The organism is Parapedobacter lycopersici (assembly GCF_040395035.1).
Lineage (GTDB): Bacteria > Bacteroidota > Bacteroidia > Sphingobacteriales > Sphingobacteriaceae > Parapedobacter > Parapedobacter lycopersici_A.
On sequence record NZ_JBEBRB010000001.1, the window covers coordinates 59,465 to 75,501 of the forward strand.

Annotated in this window: 15 protein-coding genes; 10 read left to right on the forward strand and 5 right to left on the reverse strand. The window is 50.3% G+C overall.

Annotated features, from left to right (window positions below; genetic code table 11):
* Positions 1-11: 11 nt before the first annotated feature.
* From ABWO75_RS00295 to porX, 3 genes are all read right to left on the reverse strand, one after another.
* Positions 12-563: an RNA polymerase sigma factor gene (locus ABWO75_RS00295; protein ID WP_353181378.1), complete on the reverse strand. Its 552-nt coding sequence runs from the start codon at positions 561-563 to the stop codon at positions 12-14.
* Positions 564-674: 111 nt separating this feature from the next.
* Positions 675-1,091 carry a tRNA (adenosine(37)-N6)-threonylcarbamoyltransferase complex ATPase subunit type 1 TsaE gene (tsaE, locus tag ABWO75_RS00300; protein WP_353181380.1) on the reverse strand — a complete coding sequence of 139 codons (417 nt, stop codon included), beginning with the start codon at positions 1,089-1,091 and terminating at the stop codon, positions 675-677.
* A 21-nt stretch (positions 1,092-1,112) separates the two neighbouring features.
* A complete protein-coding gene (porX, locus tag ABWO75_RS00305; protein WP_353181382.1) occupies positions 1,113-2,666 on the reverse strand; it encodes a T9SS response regulator signal transducer PorX in 1,554 nt (517 codons plus the stop codon).
* 188 nt (positions 2,667-2,854) lie between these two features.
* Here porX and ABWO75_RS00310 point away from each other — a divergent pair, with 188 nt between their 5' ends.
* The 7 genes from ABWO75_RS00310 (at position 2,855) to ABWO75_RS00340 (ending at position 9,467) form a co-directional block, all read left to right on the forward strand.
* Positions 2,855-4,084 (forward strand): HD domain-containing protein, encoded by a 1,230-nt coding sequence (locus ABWO75_RS00310; protein WP_353181664.1) that lies wholly within the window; start codon positions 2,855-2,857, stop codon positions 4,082-4,084.
* 66 nt (positions 4,085-4,150) lie between these two features.
* Positions 4,151-5,191 (forward strand): UDP-3-O-(3-hydroxymyristoyl)glucosamine N-acyltransferase, encoded by a 1,041-nt coding sequence (gene lpxD, locus ABWO75_RS00315; protein WP_353181384.1) that lies wholly within the window; start codon positions 4,151-4,153, stop codon positions 5,189-5,191.
* A 39-nt stretch (positions 5,192-5,230) separates the two neighbouring features.
* Positions 5,231-6,640, forward strand: a complete 1,410-nt coding sequence (locus tag ABWO75_RS00320) for a bifunctional UDP-3-O-[3-hydroxymyristoyl] N-acetylglucosamine deacetylase/3-hydroxyacyl-ACP dehydratase (RefSeq protein ID WP_353181386.1) — start codon at positions 5,231-5,233, stop codon at positions 6,638-6,640.
* The gene (lpxA, locus tag ABWO75_RS00325) at positions 6,637-7,431 is read left to right on the forward strand and encodes an acyl-ACP--UDP-N-acetylglucosamine O-acyltransferase (protein ID WP_353181388.1); all 795 of its coding nucleotides are present in this window, start codon (positions 6,637-6,639) and stop codon (positions 7,429-7,431) included. Before ABWO75_RS00320 ends, lpxA begins: the two co-directional genes overlap by 4 nt.
* 27 nt (positions 7,432-7,458) lie before the next feature.
* The gene (locus ABWO75_RS00330; protein WP_353181390.1) at positions 7,459-8,082 is read left to right on the forward strand and encodes an ABC transporter ATP-binding protein; all 624 of its coding nucleotides are present in this window, start codon (positions 7,459-7,461) and stop codon (positions 8,080-8,082) included.
* Positions 8,083-8,181: 99 nt separating this feature from the next.
* Positions 8,182-8,742, forward strand: coding sequence for an elongation factor P (gene efp / locus ABWO75_RS00335; RefSeq protein WP_257657375.1), 561 nt, complete (start codon positions 8,182-8,184; stop codon positions 8,740-8,742).
* Between the two features lie 113 nt (positions 8,743-8,855).
* Positions 8,856-9,467 carry a 5-formyltetrahydrofolate cyclo-ligase gene (locus tag ABWO75_RS00340; protein WP_353181393.1) on the forward strand — a complete coding sequence of 204 codons (612 nt, stop codon included), beginning with the start codon at positions 8,856-8,858 and terminating at the stop codon, positions 9,465-9,467.
* On the opposite strand, the gene ABWO75_RS00345 is transcribed toward ABWO75_RS00340, so the two are convergent.
* On the reverse strand, positions 9,445-10,734 hold the full coding sequence (locus tag ABWO75_RS00345; RefSeq protein WP_353181395.1) for an HAD-IB family phosphatase: 1,290 nt from the start codon (positions 10,732-10,734) through the stop codon (positions 9,445-9,447). The genes ABWO75_RS00340 and ABWO75_RS00345 overlap by 23 nt on opposite strands.
* Positions 10,735-10,750: 16 nt before the next feature.
* The gene (locus ABWO75_RS00350) at positions 10,751-11,734 is read right to left on the reverse strand and encodes an NAD-dependent epimerase/dehydratase family protein (protein WP_353181397.1); all 984 of its coding nucleotides are present in this window, start codon (positions 11,732-11,734) and stop codon (positions 10,751-10,753) included.
* Between the two features lie 119 nt (positions 11,735-11,853).
* Here ABWO75_RS00350 and ABWO75_RS00355 point away from each other — a divergent pair, with 119 nt between their 5' ends.
* The 3 genes from ABWO75_RS00355 to dacB all read left to right on the forward strand — a co-directional run bounded on the left by ABWO75_RS00355 (position 11,854) and on the right by dacB (position 15,925).
* Complete coding sequence (locus ABWO75_RS00355) at positions 11,854-13,038, forward strand: formimidoylglutamase (RefSeq protein WP_353181399.1); 1,185 nt, start codon at positions 11,854-11,856, stop codon at positions 13,036-13,038.
* A 15-nt stretch (positions 13,039-13,053) separates the two neighbouring features.
* Positions 13,054-14,415: a DNA recombination protein RmuC gene (locus ABWO75_RS00360; protein WP_353181401.1), complete on the forward strand. Its 1,362-nt coding sequence runs from the start codon at positions 13,054-13,056 to the stop codon at positions 14,413-14,415.
* Between the two features lie 85 nt (positions 14,416-14,500).
* On the forward strand, positions 14,501-15,925 hold the full coding sequence (dacB, locus tag ABWO75_RS00365) for a D-alanyl-D-alanine carboxypeptidase/D-alanyl-D-alanine endopeptidase (protein WP_353181403.1): 1,425 nt from the start codon (positions 14,501-14,503) through the stop codon (positions 15,923-15,925).
* Positions 15,926-16,037: the final 112 nt, after the last annotated feature.

Consider the following 16,037-nt stretch of genomic DNA (forward strand, 5'->3'; position numbering starts at 1 on the left):
CAAATGGATTATCATCTGGATTCATATGCTTTTATTTGCTTGATTCGTTCTTTAAGCCAGTTTCTGGCCCGTGATAACTGCGATTTGGATGCCCCCTCGCTGATGTCCAGCAGCTCGGCAATCTCCTTATGCGAATATCCCTCGATGGCATACAGGTTAAATACGGCCCGGTAACCGTCCGGCAACAGCCGGATCATAGCCAGCAGGTCTTCGCATGCGAGTGCATCGATCACTGTTGCCTCCTGCGACGCGTCCGTTACTTCCACCAGTTCCACTACCTGCACGGAACGGCCGTTTTTCCGGTACGTTTCAATGGCGGTGTTAATCATTACCCGGCGGATCCAGCCTTCAAATGAACCCTCACCGCGAAAGCTTTCGATCTGGGTAAACACCTTAATAAACCCGGCCTGCAGCACATCTTCGGCCTCGGCAGTGGTTCTCACGTAACGCATACACACACCCAGCATGCCGGAGGCCAGCGTGCGATACAGCATTTCCTGGGCGCGGGGGTTGTTTGCTTTACAACCTTCATACAAATGATCTAATGCAACGGTTTGCTCCAATGCTGATGCGTTTATTGCTAAGATGCAATTAATTGGGAAAAGGTTGCATGGAAAGGATATTTTTTAGGCCGGGCCGGCGGCAACGGGTCGGTATGCGGTGAGCCGGGCAGCTTAACCCAGGGAAACCGTGCAGGTACGTTTTCCGTCCGCCTCCGCATCAATCCGAACGGAAACGGCATCGGGCGGCAACAGGCCGGCTATTTTTTCGGGCCACTCGACAAAACAATAGTTGCCGGAATAAAAATACTCCTCATAGCCCAGGTCGAATGCCTCCTGTTCGGATTTGATGCGGTAAAAATCAAAGTGATAAACCGGGCCGCGGGGGGTTGTATATTCATTGACAATGGAGAAGGTAGGACTTGCCGTGGCGTCGGTTACCCCCAGTTGCCCGCAAATGGCCTTAATCAAGGTCGTTTTACCTGCGCCCATCGGACCATAGAATAGCAATACACGCCGCGTACCGGCAGCGTCCAGCAGCTTTGCCGCCGCATCGGAAAGGGCGGCCAAATGCGCGATTTCGATAACCATGCGGCAAAAATACGGTTTTTGCTATTTGGTGGTGTACGTAATGTAGGGAATTATGACCTCTTCGAGCGATATGCCGCCATGCTGGAACGTCTCATTGAAATAATTGACAAAATGGTTGTAATTATTCGGGTAGACAAAATAGGTATCCTCTTTTGCAAAAATGAAGCTGGAGCTTACGTGCAGCTTGGGCAACATGGCGTCATGCGGATTCTTGATGTGGAAAACATCCTTAGCGATATAATTCAGGTTTTTCCCCTGTTTATAACGCAGATTGGTGTTGGTGTTCCGGTCGCCGATTACCTTGCTGGCATGCTTGACCCGGATGGTGCCATGATCGGTGGTAATAATGACCCGCACCTGTTTCTGTGACAGCCATTTCAGGGCATCCAGCAACGGGGAATGCTCAAACCACGACAAGGTCAGTGAACGATAGGCCGCTTCATCATTGGCTAATTCGCGGATCATGGCCATGTCCGTGCGGGCATGCGAAAGCATATCCACGAAATTATACACCAGCACATTCAGGTCATTTCCCATCAGGTTGCTTAGGTTTTCGGCGAGGTCGCGCCCCTGGTCAAGCGTAAGTATCTTATGGTACGCGTGCTTGCACTCCCTGCGGTACAGCCGTTTAATCTGATCGGCCAGAAACTTATCTTCATGCAGGTTTTTGCCTCCCTCATCCTCATCATTCTGCCAGAGATCCGGAAACCGCTTTTCCATCTCCAGCGGCATCAATCCGCTGAATATCGCGTTACGGGCATACTGGGTGGCCGTTGGCAGGATGCTGTAATAGCTATCTTCTTCTTCCAGGCGGAAATAATTGGTGATGACTTCGTTAATCACCCGCCATTGATCGTACCGCAGGTTGTCTATCAGAAAAAAGAACGTGGGCCTATCCTCCTGAAGACCCGGAAAGACTTTTTTACGGAACAGCTGATCCGACATGACCGGACCACTTTCGGGGGAGGCAATCCACCGGAGGTAGTTCTTTTCCATAAACTTGGAAAACTGCATATTAGCCTCTGCTTTTTGCAGCGTAAGCACCTCATGCATCCCGGCGTCTTCCAGCTTTTCCAGGGACAGCTCCCAGTAAACCAGCTTTTTATACACGTCTTCCCATTGCCGGAAATCCAGGTTGTCATTAAGGATCATGCCCAGGTTACGGAAATCCTGCTGGTAAGCCATGGAGGTTTTTTCACTCACCAGCCGCTTGTTTTCTGTCAGTTTCTTAATGGTAAGCAGGATCTGCTTGGGGTTTACCGGCTTAATCAGGTAATCATCGATCTTAAACCCGATCGCCTCCTCCATCAGGTGTTCTTCCTCGTTTTTTGTAACCAGTACCATGGGTACGGCGGGATTGATGTTCTTCAGCTCAAACAGCGTTTCCAGGCCGGTGAGGCCAGGCATGTTTTCGTCCAGGAAAACCAGGTCGTAAAACCCCTTTTTGAATGCGTCTACGGCATCGTTTCCGTTCGTTACGGTTTTCACGCTGTAGCCTTTTTCATTGAGCAGCATGATGTGCGGCTTCAACAAATCAATCTCGTCATCTGCCCAGAGTATATTCGTTTCCTGCATCGTTTTCAGTATCCTTCGCTAATTTTTACCGTTCGTTCGGTAAGCAGCAACTGCTTACCCTGTCTATTTTCCACGAACATAACGAAAAGTTGACTGATCCGGCGATTTTTAACATTAATTAACAGGCAGGTCTTGTATCTTTGCAGGCAGGTGAAGCCATCAGGGCTATCCTGCAATTGGAACGCGCATTGAATAAGAAAAAAATAATAAACGACCCGGTATATGGATTCATTTCCATTCCGTCTGCTTTTATTTTTGACCTGATCCAACACCCGTATTTTCAGCGGCTGCGTTACATCAAGCAGGTCAGCATGACCCACTTGGTTTATCCGGGCGCTTTGCATACCCGGTTCCAGCATGCGCTGGGCGCCATGCACCTGATGGGCCTGGCGATTGAAACGCTGCGGAACAAAGATATCGTGATTACCCCGGAAGAGGAGGAGGCCGTACTGGCGGCCATTTTACTGCACGACATCGGCCATGGCCCTTTTTCCCATTCGCTGGAACATACGTTGGTAGAAGGCGTTTCCCATGAAATGCTGTCGATGCTCATGATGAATGAACTGAACCAGACCTTTGAGGGACGGCTTGATCTGGCGATTACGATTTTCAACAACAGTTATCCCAAAAAATTTCTTCACCAGTTGGTGTCCGGACAGCTCGATATCGATCGGATGGATTACCTGAACCGCGACAGCTTCTTTACAGGTGTTTATGAAGGCGTGATCAGTTTTGACCGGATCATCAAAATGCTGAATGTTGCCGGCAATGAATTGGTACTCGAACAAAAGGGAATTTATTCCGCCGAAAAATTCCTGATCGCGCGCCGGCTGATGTATTGGCAGGTATACCTGCATAAGACCGTGTTAAGTGCCGAGCAGATGCTCCTTAAAATTCTCCAACGGGCTAAGGAACTGTGTGGAATGGGTATTACCTTATTTGCGTCACCATCCTTGGAACATTTTTTGTGCAACAGGATTACCCGGGAAAATTTCACTGGGGATGTGTCACATTTGGTACATTTTTCGCGTCTTGATGACACGGATATTTTGTCGGCAATCAAGACGTGGGCATATCACACAGACGATGTATTGAGCATGCTGTGTAGCCGGTTAATCACGAGGGAGCTTTACCATACGGAACTGCATACGACTGCTCCGGCACGGGAGCAGCTTGCGGATCTGAAACAAAAGGCCGTAACATTTTTTGGAATTGATCCGTCAAAAGCGGATTATTATGTTTGGGTGCAACCCATTGAGAATAGCGCCTACGAACTGAATGACAGTAATATAAAAATTTTAATGAAGGACGGCAGCATATTGGATATCGCCGAAGCTTCAGATTTAGCTAACCTGGAAACATTATCAAAGAAAGTCCAAAAATTTGCTGTTTCTTTTCCCAAGGAATTATTGCGGTGATTTCCATACAATGGACTGACAACCAGCAATAGTTTGTTTATAGTATTTAAACTTATAAATTTGCAGATGCAATTTTCCGCACATCAAATCGCAACACTCGTAGGCGGGTCCCTGGAAGGAGACCCTAATGTGATGGTGGGACAATTGGCCAAGATTGAGGAGGCGTCAAGTGGCTCTTTATCCTTTTTATCCAATCCGAAATACGAACCTTACCTCTATACCACACAGGCATCGGTCGTGATTGTCAATGCCGACCAGAAACTGGACAGGCCGGTACAGAGTACGATTATCCGGACCAAGAACGCATATTCCGCGTTTTCCACCCTGCTGGAGGTATACAATAAGATGCGCCTGGAAAAAACAGGAGTGGAACAGCCTTCTTATATTCATCCCAGCGCGAAAATCGGGAAAAACGTTTACGTAGGTGCTTTTGCTTATATTGACAAGGATGCGGTTATCGGCGATAACTGTAAAATATATCCCCACGTTTACGTGGGCGACCATGTGCAGATCGGGAACGACACGACCCTGTTTCCCCGCGTGTGCGTTTATTACGACTGTGTCATCGGTGCGCACGTGACCGTACACTCGGGTACGGTGATTGGGAGTGATGGCTTCGGGTTTGCCCCGAAAGAAGACGGTACTTATCAGAAAATCAACCAGATTGGCAATGTGCTGATCGAGGATCACGTGGAGGTAGGCGCCAATACGGTAATCGACCGCGCTACGATGGGGTCGACTATTATTCGCCAGGGCGTAAAACTGGACAACCTGATTCAGATTGCCCACAACGTGGAGGTGGGTAAAAACACGGTCATCGCGGCACAGTCAGGTATTTCCGGCAGTACAAAAATCGGAGAACATGCCGTAATTGGCGGACAGGTAGGCGTTGTCGGCCACATCAGCATCGCTAACGGGAGCCAGATACAGGCCCAGTCCGGTGTCAACCGGGCCATTGTGGAAGAAGGAAAAAAATGGTCGGGAAGCCCCGCCACACCTTATAACGCCCAAATGCGCTCACAGGTAATTTATGCCCGCCTGCCGGAATTGGAGCGGCGGCTGGAAGAACTGGAACAATTACTATTAACTAAAGAAGAATCGAAATAAATCTACCTTAATCCCGTTCGGGGATCAGTCATAATGACTATGAATGTAAAACAAAGAACAATTAAGTCTGAAATTACCGTCTCAGGTGTCGGTTTACATACCGGGAAGCCGGTAACCATGACACTGAAACCTGCTCCGGAGCATCATTGGTATAAATTCAGACGCATCGACCTGGAAAACCAACCCACTGTCTTAGTTGACGCTGATCATGTTTCGGACACGTCCCGTGGTACAACGATCTCCCAGAACGGCGCCAGTGTCAGTACCATCGAGCATTTAATGGCTGCGCTGGTGGGGTTGCAAATCGACAACGTACTGATCGATATCGACGGACCGGAAGTGCCGATCATGGACGGTAGCTCGGCTCCATTTGTAAAAGTGCTGGAGCAGGCAGGCTATACCGATCAGAATGCCGACCGCGATTATTACGAAATTCCGCATAATATCCACCATACCGAATCCGACCGCAAGGTGGAGATGGTTGCCATGCCGCTCGATGGCTACCGTTTTACTTGCATGATTGATTTTAACTCGCCGGTACTGGGGAGCCAGCATGCATCCATCAGTAACATCGACGAGTTCGCTAAGGATATTGCGCTATCCCGCACGTTCTGTTTCCTGCATGAACTGGAAATGCTGTTGAAAAACAACCTGATCAAGGGAGGCGACCTGAACAATGCCATCGTTGTGGTAGACAAAGAGGTAAGCAGGGAAGAACTGCGGAACCTGGCCAAGCTGTTCAACCGCGAGGACATTGACGTGGCCAAGGAAGGCATCCTGGATAACATTGAGCTGCGTTACCAGAATGAGCCGGCCCGACATAAGTTACTGGATATGATTGGCGACCTTGCCCTGGTGGGGCGGCCGATCAAAGGCCACATCATGGCGGCGAGACCGGGGCACGCGGCGAACGTCGCGTTTGCTAAAAAGATAAAAGCCCAGATAAAAAAGGAGAAGGGCCGGAAATACGCCAAGGTCTATAACCCCAATGTACCGCCGTTGTATGACACGATACAGATCATGAAGATCCTGCCGCATAGGCAGCCGTTCCTGATGGTGGATAAGATTCTGGAGTTGACAAAAACCCATGTGGTGGGATTAAAGAATGTGACCATGAATGAAGACCTGTTCATGGGGCATTTCCCCGGGGCACCCGTTTTTCCGGGTGTACTGCAAATCGAGGCCATGGCGCAGACAGGCGGGATACTGGTATTGAGCACAGTACCCGATCCGGAAAATTACCTGACGCTGTTTCTCAAAATTGAGAACGCCCGTTTTAAAGCACAGGTCAATCCCGGCGACACCATCATCTTCCGGTGTGACCTGCTGGAGCCCATCCGCCGGGGTATTGCCCAGATGAAGGGCATCGGCATGGTAGGGGAAAAGGTCGTTGTAGAAGCAGAATTAATGGCACAAATCGTAAAAGTAAAGGATAACCAGGCATCATGATACAGCCACTTGCGTATATACACCCACAGGCTAGGATTGCCGGTAATGTGGTTATTGAACCCTTTGTTACGATACACAAGGATGTTGTCATCGAAGACGGCACGTGGATCGGCTCCAACGTAACAATCATGGACGGTGCACGGATCGGAAAGAACTGCCGCATATTTCCCGGGGCAGTCATATCGGGAATCCCGCAGGACCTGAAGTTCGATGGCGAGGACACAACGGTTGAAATCGGGGACAACACCACCATCCGGGAGTGCGTCACGGTAAACCGGGGCACAAAGGACAAATGGAAGACCGTCATCGGAAAGAATTGCCTCATCCAGGCATACAGCCATATTGCACACGACTGTATTATCGGCGACAACTGTATTTTCTCAAACAGCAGCACACTGGCCGGACATATTACCGTGGGCGACTATGTGGTACTGGCTGGCCTGGTAGCGGTCCACCAGTTCTGCCACATTGGGTCACATGCGTTCATCGCTGGAGGTTCATTGGTGCGGAAAGATGTGCCGCCGTTCGTTAAGGCTGCGCGGGAGCCGCTTGCCTACGTGGGCATCAACTCCGTTGGCCTCCGGAGACGGGGATTTTCCTCCAGCCAGATCAATGAAATACAGGATATTTACCGGATTCTTTTCGTTAAGAATAACAACCTGACGAAGGCCCTGGATATCATCGAAGCGGAATATAAACCCACAGAGGTCCGCGATGAAATACTGGATTTCATCCGGAATTCCAACCGCGGCGTAATGAAGGGATTCGGTCAGAGCAAGGGTATGCTTTAAGGGATAAGGACTACTAATGCCGGCCACGTGGAGATAGTGCTCGAAGATATGGGTAGACGGTTTAACCGGGAATGGATTTTCCGGCACCTGGACTACCGATTTTCAGCTGGGCAAAGCTATGCCGTACTGGGACCGAACGGTTCCGGTAAATCTACACTGCTACAGGTCATTGCTTCCAGCCTTACCCCTTCTACGGGCCATATCCGGTACGCACTGGACGGGTCGGCCGTAGCTATCGACCACGTGTACCGGCTCATGGCCATCGCAGCGCCCTACATGGAACTGATTGAAGAGTTTACGCTCGCCGAACTGGTCGCGTTCCATTTTTCATTTAAAAAATACCTCCCTGGATACGACCTCCAGGCAATCATTGAACTGATGGGACTGCAGGCAGCCCGCGATAAGGCGCTGCGCCACTTTTCTTCGGGTATGCGGCAACGGGTAAAACTGGCGCTGGCCTGCTGCTCGGATGTGCCTGTCCTGTTACTGGACGAGCCCACATCCAACCTGGACCGTGCGGGGATCGACTGGTACCTGGAGCTGGTCGGGGCAACCCAGGAAAACCGGTTGCTGATCGTATGCTCCAACCAGGAACACGAGTACCGTTTCTGCACGGAAACCCTGCGGATTACCGATTACAAACAGGCATAATACGTTACCCGCGACAGGCGTGTTTTTTTGTGATGCATTTGTATCTGGGGACCGAATTCTGTATTTTTGGACAGTTAAGAATTACGAATAGCAATACGTATGGCTAAAGCTTCAGAAGTAAAGACAGGTAATATTTTACGTTTCAATGGTGCACTGGTAAACGTAGAGGAATTTATTCACCGCACGCCCGGCAACCTGCGGGCGTTTTATCAGGCGCGGATGCGCAATGTAAAAACCGGGAAACTCGTTGAATACCGTTTCCGTACAGATGAGGAAGTTGAAATCGCGCGGGTAGAAACCAGCGATTACCAGTATCTGTATGAGGAGGGCGAGACATTTGTGGTGATGGACAACAATACGTTTGAACAATTTAATGTTCCGAAGCATCTTTTCGGTGATTCGGCACGGTTTTTGAAGGAAGGTATGCAGGTGATTGTGGCGCTTGAAAGCGATGAACCGATCATGGCTCAGGCACCCACAACCGTAGAATTGGAAATTACCTATACGGAACCGGCAGTTAAAGGCGACACATCTACCAATGCCTTAAAAAGTGCGACAGTGGAAACGGGAGTGGAGATTAAGGTGCCTCTTTTTGTAAATCAGGGAGATAAAGTAAAAGTAGATACACGTACGGGAGATTATATCGAACGGGTGAAATAAAGATATCAAATTTTTAGGTTTAGGTTGATTATTCGGTCTTGGGGCTCCCCGCTCCAAGGCCGATGTTTTTTTGGGGTACTTTATTCGGTATATTCGCACCGGACAACGGGAATATGGACCAGACCAAACAAGCATTACGTCAAGCCTACCGGGAAAAACGGATCCGGCTTTCTGCCGATGAACTCAACCGGTTAAACGAAGCGCTCCTGGCGCAGGTTAAGCAATTCGACATGGCGGGTATCCGCACGGCACACTTATTTTTACCAATTAAGGGAAATCACGAACCCGACACATTTGCCATTGCGGATTGGCTGCTGGAACGGTATCCGGGCATCCGGCTGGCCACTACCCAGCACGGGAAGGATATGCAGGCGATGACGCCGGTCATCTGGGATCGCCGGGCGCCGCTGAAGGAAAACCGCTGGAAAATTCCCGAACCGGAACAGGGTGTGTCCATTCCTGCGGACACTATTGATGCGTTGTTTATACCCCTGCTCGTCTTTGACAAAAATGGAAACCGCGTAGGTTACGGAAAGGGGTTTTACGATCGTTTCCTGGATACATGCCGGCCGGACGCGCTCCGCATCGGATTATCATTGTTCGACCCGGTGGAAGCGATCAGTGACCTGCACGCCCACGACATCCCCCTCTCCCACTGCATTACCCCCAACGGACGGTGGGCATTCGGCGGACCGGACACGGCTAATACAGTATCCGGAATTTGATGGTGTGGTCAATCTGCCGCAGCTGTTTAAGCAACTTCCGGTCGTATGCCGTGTCAACATCGGTTACCGCATAGCCTATATTGCCTTTGGTCATCAGAAACTGTGCGATGATATTAATCTGATTTTCCGCGAACAGCTGATTGATCTGCGCCATAACGCCGGGCACGTTCTGATGAATGTGAAGCAAGCGGTGAGCTTTTTCCACTTTTGGCAGCTGCAAATTCGGAAAATTACGGCTCATATAGGTATCTCCCCGATTGATAAAATCGGCCATGCGCCGGGGAATAAATTCACAGTTGCGCTTTTTCGCTTTTTTATCGTCGAACAGCACAATTCCCTTTTCATTGCAGATTTCCCGGTTTACCTGATCTTTGCTATCGCCCAGGTAGCCGAGTGTTTTCAGCTTATCCGCGCGCGTCAACTGGTCGTCGCTCAGCTTCACATTGCTTCCCAGTAGCAGCATCCCGACGTCTTTCACGTACTTTTCTTCAAACGTTTCCTTGACACGGATCGAGAAGCCATCCCGTTTGAGGATGTGAGCCGCAATTTCAGGGACATTCCCCACAATCAGGCACAGAATCCGATTCTTGGGATAAGAGATCGCCCTGGGCAGATCATTGACATACAGGAATTCGTCAAAACTTGGTGTAATGTGATCGGCCTTTTCCGACACGCTTTTACGCTCGATATTTTCGGTAAACGCAAAGAAACGTTCAATTAATCCGGATTCCTTTAACTGAAAGTCCGAATAACCATCACCGATACCGTAAATTTTACCGGGTAGCTGCAGTTGTTTCAGTAGCTTCACCTTGCCGCCCTCTTCCGATAGCGGATTGTTTTCATCGTAGCCGGTGATGTTTCCCTCTTCGTCAAATGTAAAGGTATTGGCATATACATTTTCCTGCTGGATATGGTACGGCGATACGACGGGAATAATAAACTCCTTAAAGCCGCCGGACACAATGAGGGCGCTTTCGCTATGCTTTTTGAAGAATTCGCGGTTGCGGAGAAATGACGGAGACACTTTTTTCTTCAATACCGACACCAGTTTCTTAAGGTGGTCGCGATTGGCCTCCAATAACCTGATCCTGCCCGCGAGGCTGTCACGGAAAGACAGCTGGCCATTCATGGCGAGATTTGTCAATCGCTCTATTTCCTCATAAATCAGTTCCCTGGCTGGGTGTTTAGCCAATGATATCCGAGCCAATTCGTCTAACGCTTCCACCTGCGTAAAGGTGCTGTCAAAATCGATGATGTAATAGTTCATCCGTTATTTATGTATGTTATTGTTTTGTTGCTAATGCGGTACAGATTTCGCGCAGGGTATCGTCGATGGGACGGAACGTGATGCCGGTCGCCCGGCGAACCTTTTCATTGGAAAACTGCCGGATCCGGCTGGCCGACCGGGCAATCTCACGGGTGAGTGATGGTCGTTTGCCGGTGAGCCAGGCCAACCCGTGCGCCATCCGCCAAGCCAGGCCCAGCATGAACGGGGTTGCTTTAAAGCGCGGGGCCGGCCGACCGAGGTAGGCGCTGCATTTTGCCAGCAATTCCCTGTTGGACATGTTGACGTTGCTTAACAAAAAACGCTCGCCGCGTATCGTTCTGTTTTCCATCAGGAGAATCATCGCCCTTGCCACATCCTGGACGTCAATAAGTCCGACATTCCCCGTCGCATAAAAATTCAGGCCGTTTTGCAGGTTGGCGAAAAGTGTCCCGGTTGTTCCGTTCCCTCCGGCACGGGCATTAGCGCCGATAATCAGTGCAGGATTGACAATGATGGCATCCAGCCCTTCCGCAATGCCCCGCCAGACTTCCTGCTCCGCTTCATATTTTGCAATGGAATAGCCCGATTTGCCGTTGTTATATTCCCAGAGGTCGTTTTCCGTAACCGCCGCACCGGATTTGGACTTGCCTAATGCAGCCACTGAACTCACGTGCAACAGCCGGGCGCCGTTTTCGAGCGCAAGTGTCACGATATGGGCTGTCCCCTCGACATTGATTTTTCGCAGCCGATGGCGGTCCGCCGGGTGAAAGGAAATAAAAGCCGCGCAGTGATAAACTTCGGTAACCCCTTCAAATGCTTCTTCCAACGCGAAAAAATCATTAATATCAGCTGTAACCCATTGCAGCTGCGGCTGATTTTCCAGGGATACTGGAATTTGGGAAGAATCGCGTTTTGTCGCGCGCACATGAACCCCCGAGTCGATGAGCTGCTGAATTAATGCCGAACCGAGAAAGCCTGTTCCTCCTGTTACTAAAACCACTGTCGATAAACCCTTGGTAAAATAATGCTTCCAAAAGTAAGGTAATAAATGGATATTTGTGGAATATCAGGCCATGATTCTAATTTTTTTGGCGTTTTGACCTACAACACGGAAATACGATGTCCTTATCTGATTTTTTTGCTCCCGTTTCACCCGATAACCTGGCCCCCGAAAACGGCTATTTGAATTCGCAAATCGGAAAAATAATCCGCGCCTTTGACCGCGAATTCCCCGACCTCACCGAAGACAAGCCGGATCTCGCGCTATTTGGAGTGCTGGACGACCGGATGGCGATCGGCAATGATGGCTGTGCACAGGCACCGGACGCTGTACGGGAACACCTTTATCAGCTGTACCAGGGCGATTATAAACTTCGGATGGCCGATCTGGGAAATATTTTGGCGGGAGAAACGGTAACGGACACCTATGCGGCGGTAAAAACCGTCTGTGCCGAGCTGATCAAATCGAATATCATTCCGGTGATCATCGGCGGTGGCCAGGACATTACTTATGCGCAATACCTCGCTTATGAAAAACTGGAGCAGAAGGTGGAAGTTGCGCTGGTGGATTCCCGGTTCGATCTAGATCAGGAAAATACCGAAAACGCGCCGCTGAATTCGCTGACTTACCTGAACCACATCATCCTGCACCAGCCGGATTACCTGTTTAATTTGAGTAATCTGGCGTATCAGACGTATTTTGTGAGCCAGGAATCCATCGCCATGTACGATAAGCTGTACTTTAATGCGATGCGGCTCGGCCTCATTGCCGGCAAAGCCGACCAGGTGGAACCCATTGTCCGAGCAGCAGATATGCTGAGCTTTGACATTGGAGCGGTACGGTTTTCGGACGCGCCGGGCAATGCCCGTGCAACGGTTAATGGCCTGTTTGGCGATGAGGCCTGCCAAATCTGCCGGTATGCCGGCATGAGCGATAAGCTCACGTCCATTGGTTTCTATGAGTGCAATCCGCGGCTCGACCGAAGCAAGCAGACGGGGATGCTGGTTTCGCAGATGATCTGGTATTTTATCGACGGATTCTATCACCGGAAGCACGATGTGCCGCTGGTACCGAAATCCGCTTACATCACCTATCGTACCACCCTTGATGACGACGCCAGCTATGAACTGGTATTTGTGAAGAGCAAGAAGTCGGACCGGTGGTGGATGCAGGTACCCTATTCGGGAGTCAAATCCGTTAATGAACGGTATCACCTGGTGCCCTGCCGTTACGAAGACTATCAGCTGGCCGTTGGCGGCGAAATGCCTGATCTGTGGTGGAAAACCCACCAAAAATTAATTTGACGAATAGTTTTTACCATGGAGATTTACCTGATTGCCGTCGCCCTCATTATCCTGATCGTTGCCGTTGTATTGCTGATCAAACGCCCCCGACACGCCGGGACACCGGAATTGACCACATTGCAACAGGAAAAAGAAGTGCTGGTGATTCAGCTGGCCCGTGCGGAACAACAGGCCGAGAGCCTGGCTGCCGAAAAAGAGCGGATCACGGTCCTGCTGCGGGAAGAACAGCAACGGCTCATCAATGAGTTGCAACAGGAACGCGCGCGGTTGGCCGAGGCAGAAAAAGCACTTGAAAACGCCCGGGCGTACTATACCTCGCAGCAGGAGAAGCTAAAAGAGCAGAAAACCGAAATTGAGACCATTAAACAGCAATTCAATACCGAGTTTCAGGTTATTGCCAGCAAAATACTGGAAGAAAAGACGCAAAAATTTACGGAAACCAACAGCAAGTCCCTTGACCAGATTCTGAATCCGCTTAAGGAAAAGATAAAGACATTTGAAGAGAAGGTAGAAAAAACCTATCAAACCGAGGCCAGCGAACGGAATACCCTGAAAGGTGTCGTGCAGCAGCTGATGGAACAGAGCCTGCGCATCAAGGATGAGGCCAATAACCTGACGCGTGCGCTCCGGGGCGACAGCAAAAAGCAGGGCAATTGGGGGGAGGTGATCCTGGAACGGGTACTGGAGCGTTCGGGATTAGTCAAAGACCGGGAATACCGCCTGCAGGCATCGCTGATCGGCGAAGAGGGCAAGCGCCTGCAACCCGATGCCATTATTGACCTGCCCGATGAGAAGCACCTGGTGGTGGATTCCAAAGTGTCGCTAGTTGCTTATGAGCGTTGGGTGAACGCCGAAACCGACGAAGACCGGGAGGCATTTGCCAAGCAGCACATCCTGTCAATAGAAAATCACGTGAAAGGCCTTTCGGCAAAAAATTACCACGACCTGTACCAGATCAATTCACCGGATTTCGTATTGCTTTTTATGCCCATCGAATCGGCATTCAGCATGTCCATTACGTATAAAGCGGATCTTTTCAGTGACGCATGGGATCGGCGGGTAGTAATTGTAAGCCCATCTACCCTGTTGGCTACCCTGCGGACGATCGCGAGCATGTGGAAACAGGAGCGACAAACACGCAATGTACTGGAGATCGCAAAAGAAGCCGGTGCGCTTTACGATAAGTTCGTGGGCTTTCTGCAGGATATGGATCGCTTGGGAGAACAATTGAACCGGGCGGTGCGTTCACATGAAGATGCTACCAAAAAATTAGGCAGCGGGCCCGGAAACGTCATTAAAAAGGTGGAGAAGCTAAAGAAACTGGGAGCCCGCGCAAGCAAGCAGATTGACAGCAACCTGATTGAAGACGAGGAATAATATTGTCCTTCCGTTCTTATTTTTTTTTGGCTAACTTAGCTGATACAAAACCAGCATATTTCATTAGCTACGTATTACCGACGCGATGTTCCAAATAAGACAGTTACTACTTGCCAGTGTTGCCGCATGTTTCACATCCATTGCCCTTGCCCAGTCCCTATCGCAGAAAATCACCACGGCTTTCCACCAATTTGCATCGCATGAAAGCTTGGCTTACGGCACCGCTTCACTGACGGTAATCAACGCCAAGACAAACCAAATAGTGTTTTCGGCCAACGAAAAGGTTGGCCTCGCCCCGGCTTCCACGCTGAAAACGCTTACCTCGGCTGCTGCGTATTACCTGCTTGGCGCTGATTATACTTATGAAACCACACTGGCTTACAGCGGCGAAATTGACCCCCAGGGAAACCTAAAAGGGGATATTATTATCCGCGGAAGCGGCGATCCGTCACTGGGCAGTGACCGGTTCCCCCAGACATCGGACCAAACCGTGCTTTCGGGCTGGGTAAAGGCAATACAACAGGCAGGAATCAGGCACATCGACGGCGCGGTGATTGTAGACGACTCCCGCTATAACGGCCACACGGCACCGGGCGGATGGACCTGGCAGGACATGGGCAATTACTACGGTGCGGGCGTATCTGCCCTGAACTGGCGGGAGAACGCGGTGGGCGTTAATTTCCGCGCAGGTAATACCGTGAATGCGCCCACTGCTATCGTGGGTACTACAGCTGATATCTCTTACCTGCAATTGGTTAATGAAACGACCACCGGCGAACGTGGTACAGGCGATCGGGTATATGCTTTTTCCGCACCCTACGCGTCTCGCATTTACCTTCGGGGAACCTATGGCATTGACCTTCGGAAAACCGTCTATCTTTCGTTGCCGGACGGTGCTTATGATGCTGCGTACCAACTGCACACGGCATTGGCAAACGCAGGGATTGACCAGACCAGTGCCCCCACAACATTTCACCTGCTGAAGCTGGCGGGCAGTGAGGTTCCGCAACCGGGTAAGGTGCTGGAAAACTACCGGTCGCCCGCATTACGCGAATTGATTTACTGGTTTAACCAAAAAAGCATTAACCTATATGGCGAGGCTTTCCTGAAAACCATGGTATACCAGGAAGAAGGCAAGACCGATACCCGTGACGGGGCGGAGATGCTCCGGGATTTCTGGGCTGATAAGCTAGCTATTGCCCCGGGTGAACTAAAGCTAATGGATGGCAGCGGACTATCACCGGAGAACCGGATTACCACACATGCAATGGCGCGCATTCTCACCTCGATCCGCACCGCACCCTGGTTCGGGAGTTTTTACGAAAGCTTGCCGACATACAATGGAATGAAGATGAAAAGCGGTACCATCGGCGGTGTACTGGGCTATACCGGTTACCAGACTGCGACCGATGGAACGCCACTGGTGTTTTCGCTGCTGGTAAACAATTATCAGGGGCCTGCGCAGCCCATGCGCCAGCGCATGTTCCGATTGCTCAATACGTTGAAATGACCCGTTTGTAGTCGGAAGACCAAGAAAAAAGACATAGGTGTAGACACATGACAATACCAAACAGCTGTTTACCAATCAGAAAAGAATCATAACTTTGCAACGACTTGCTATT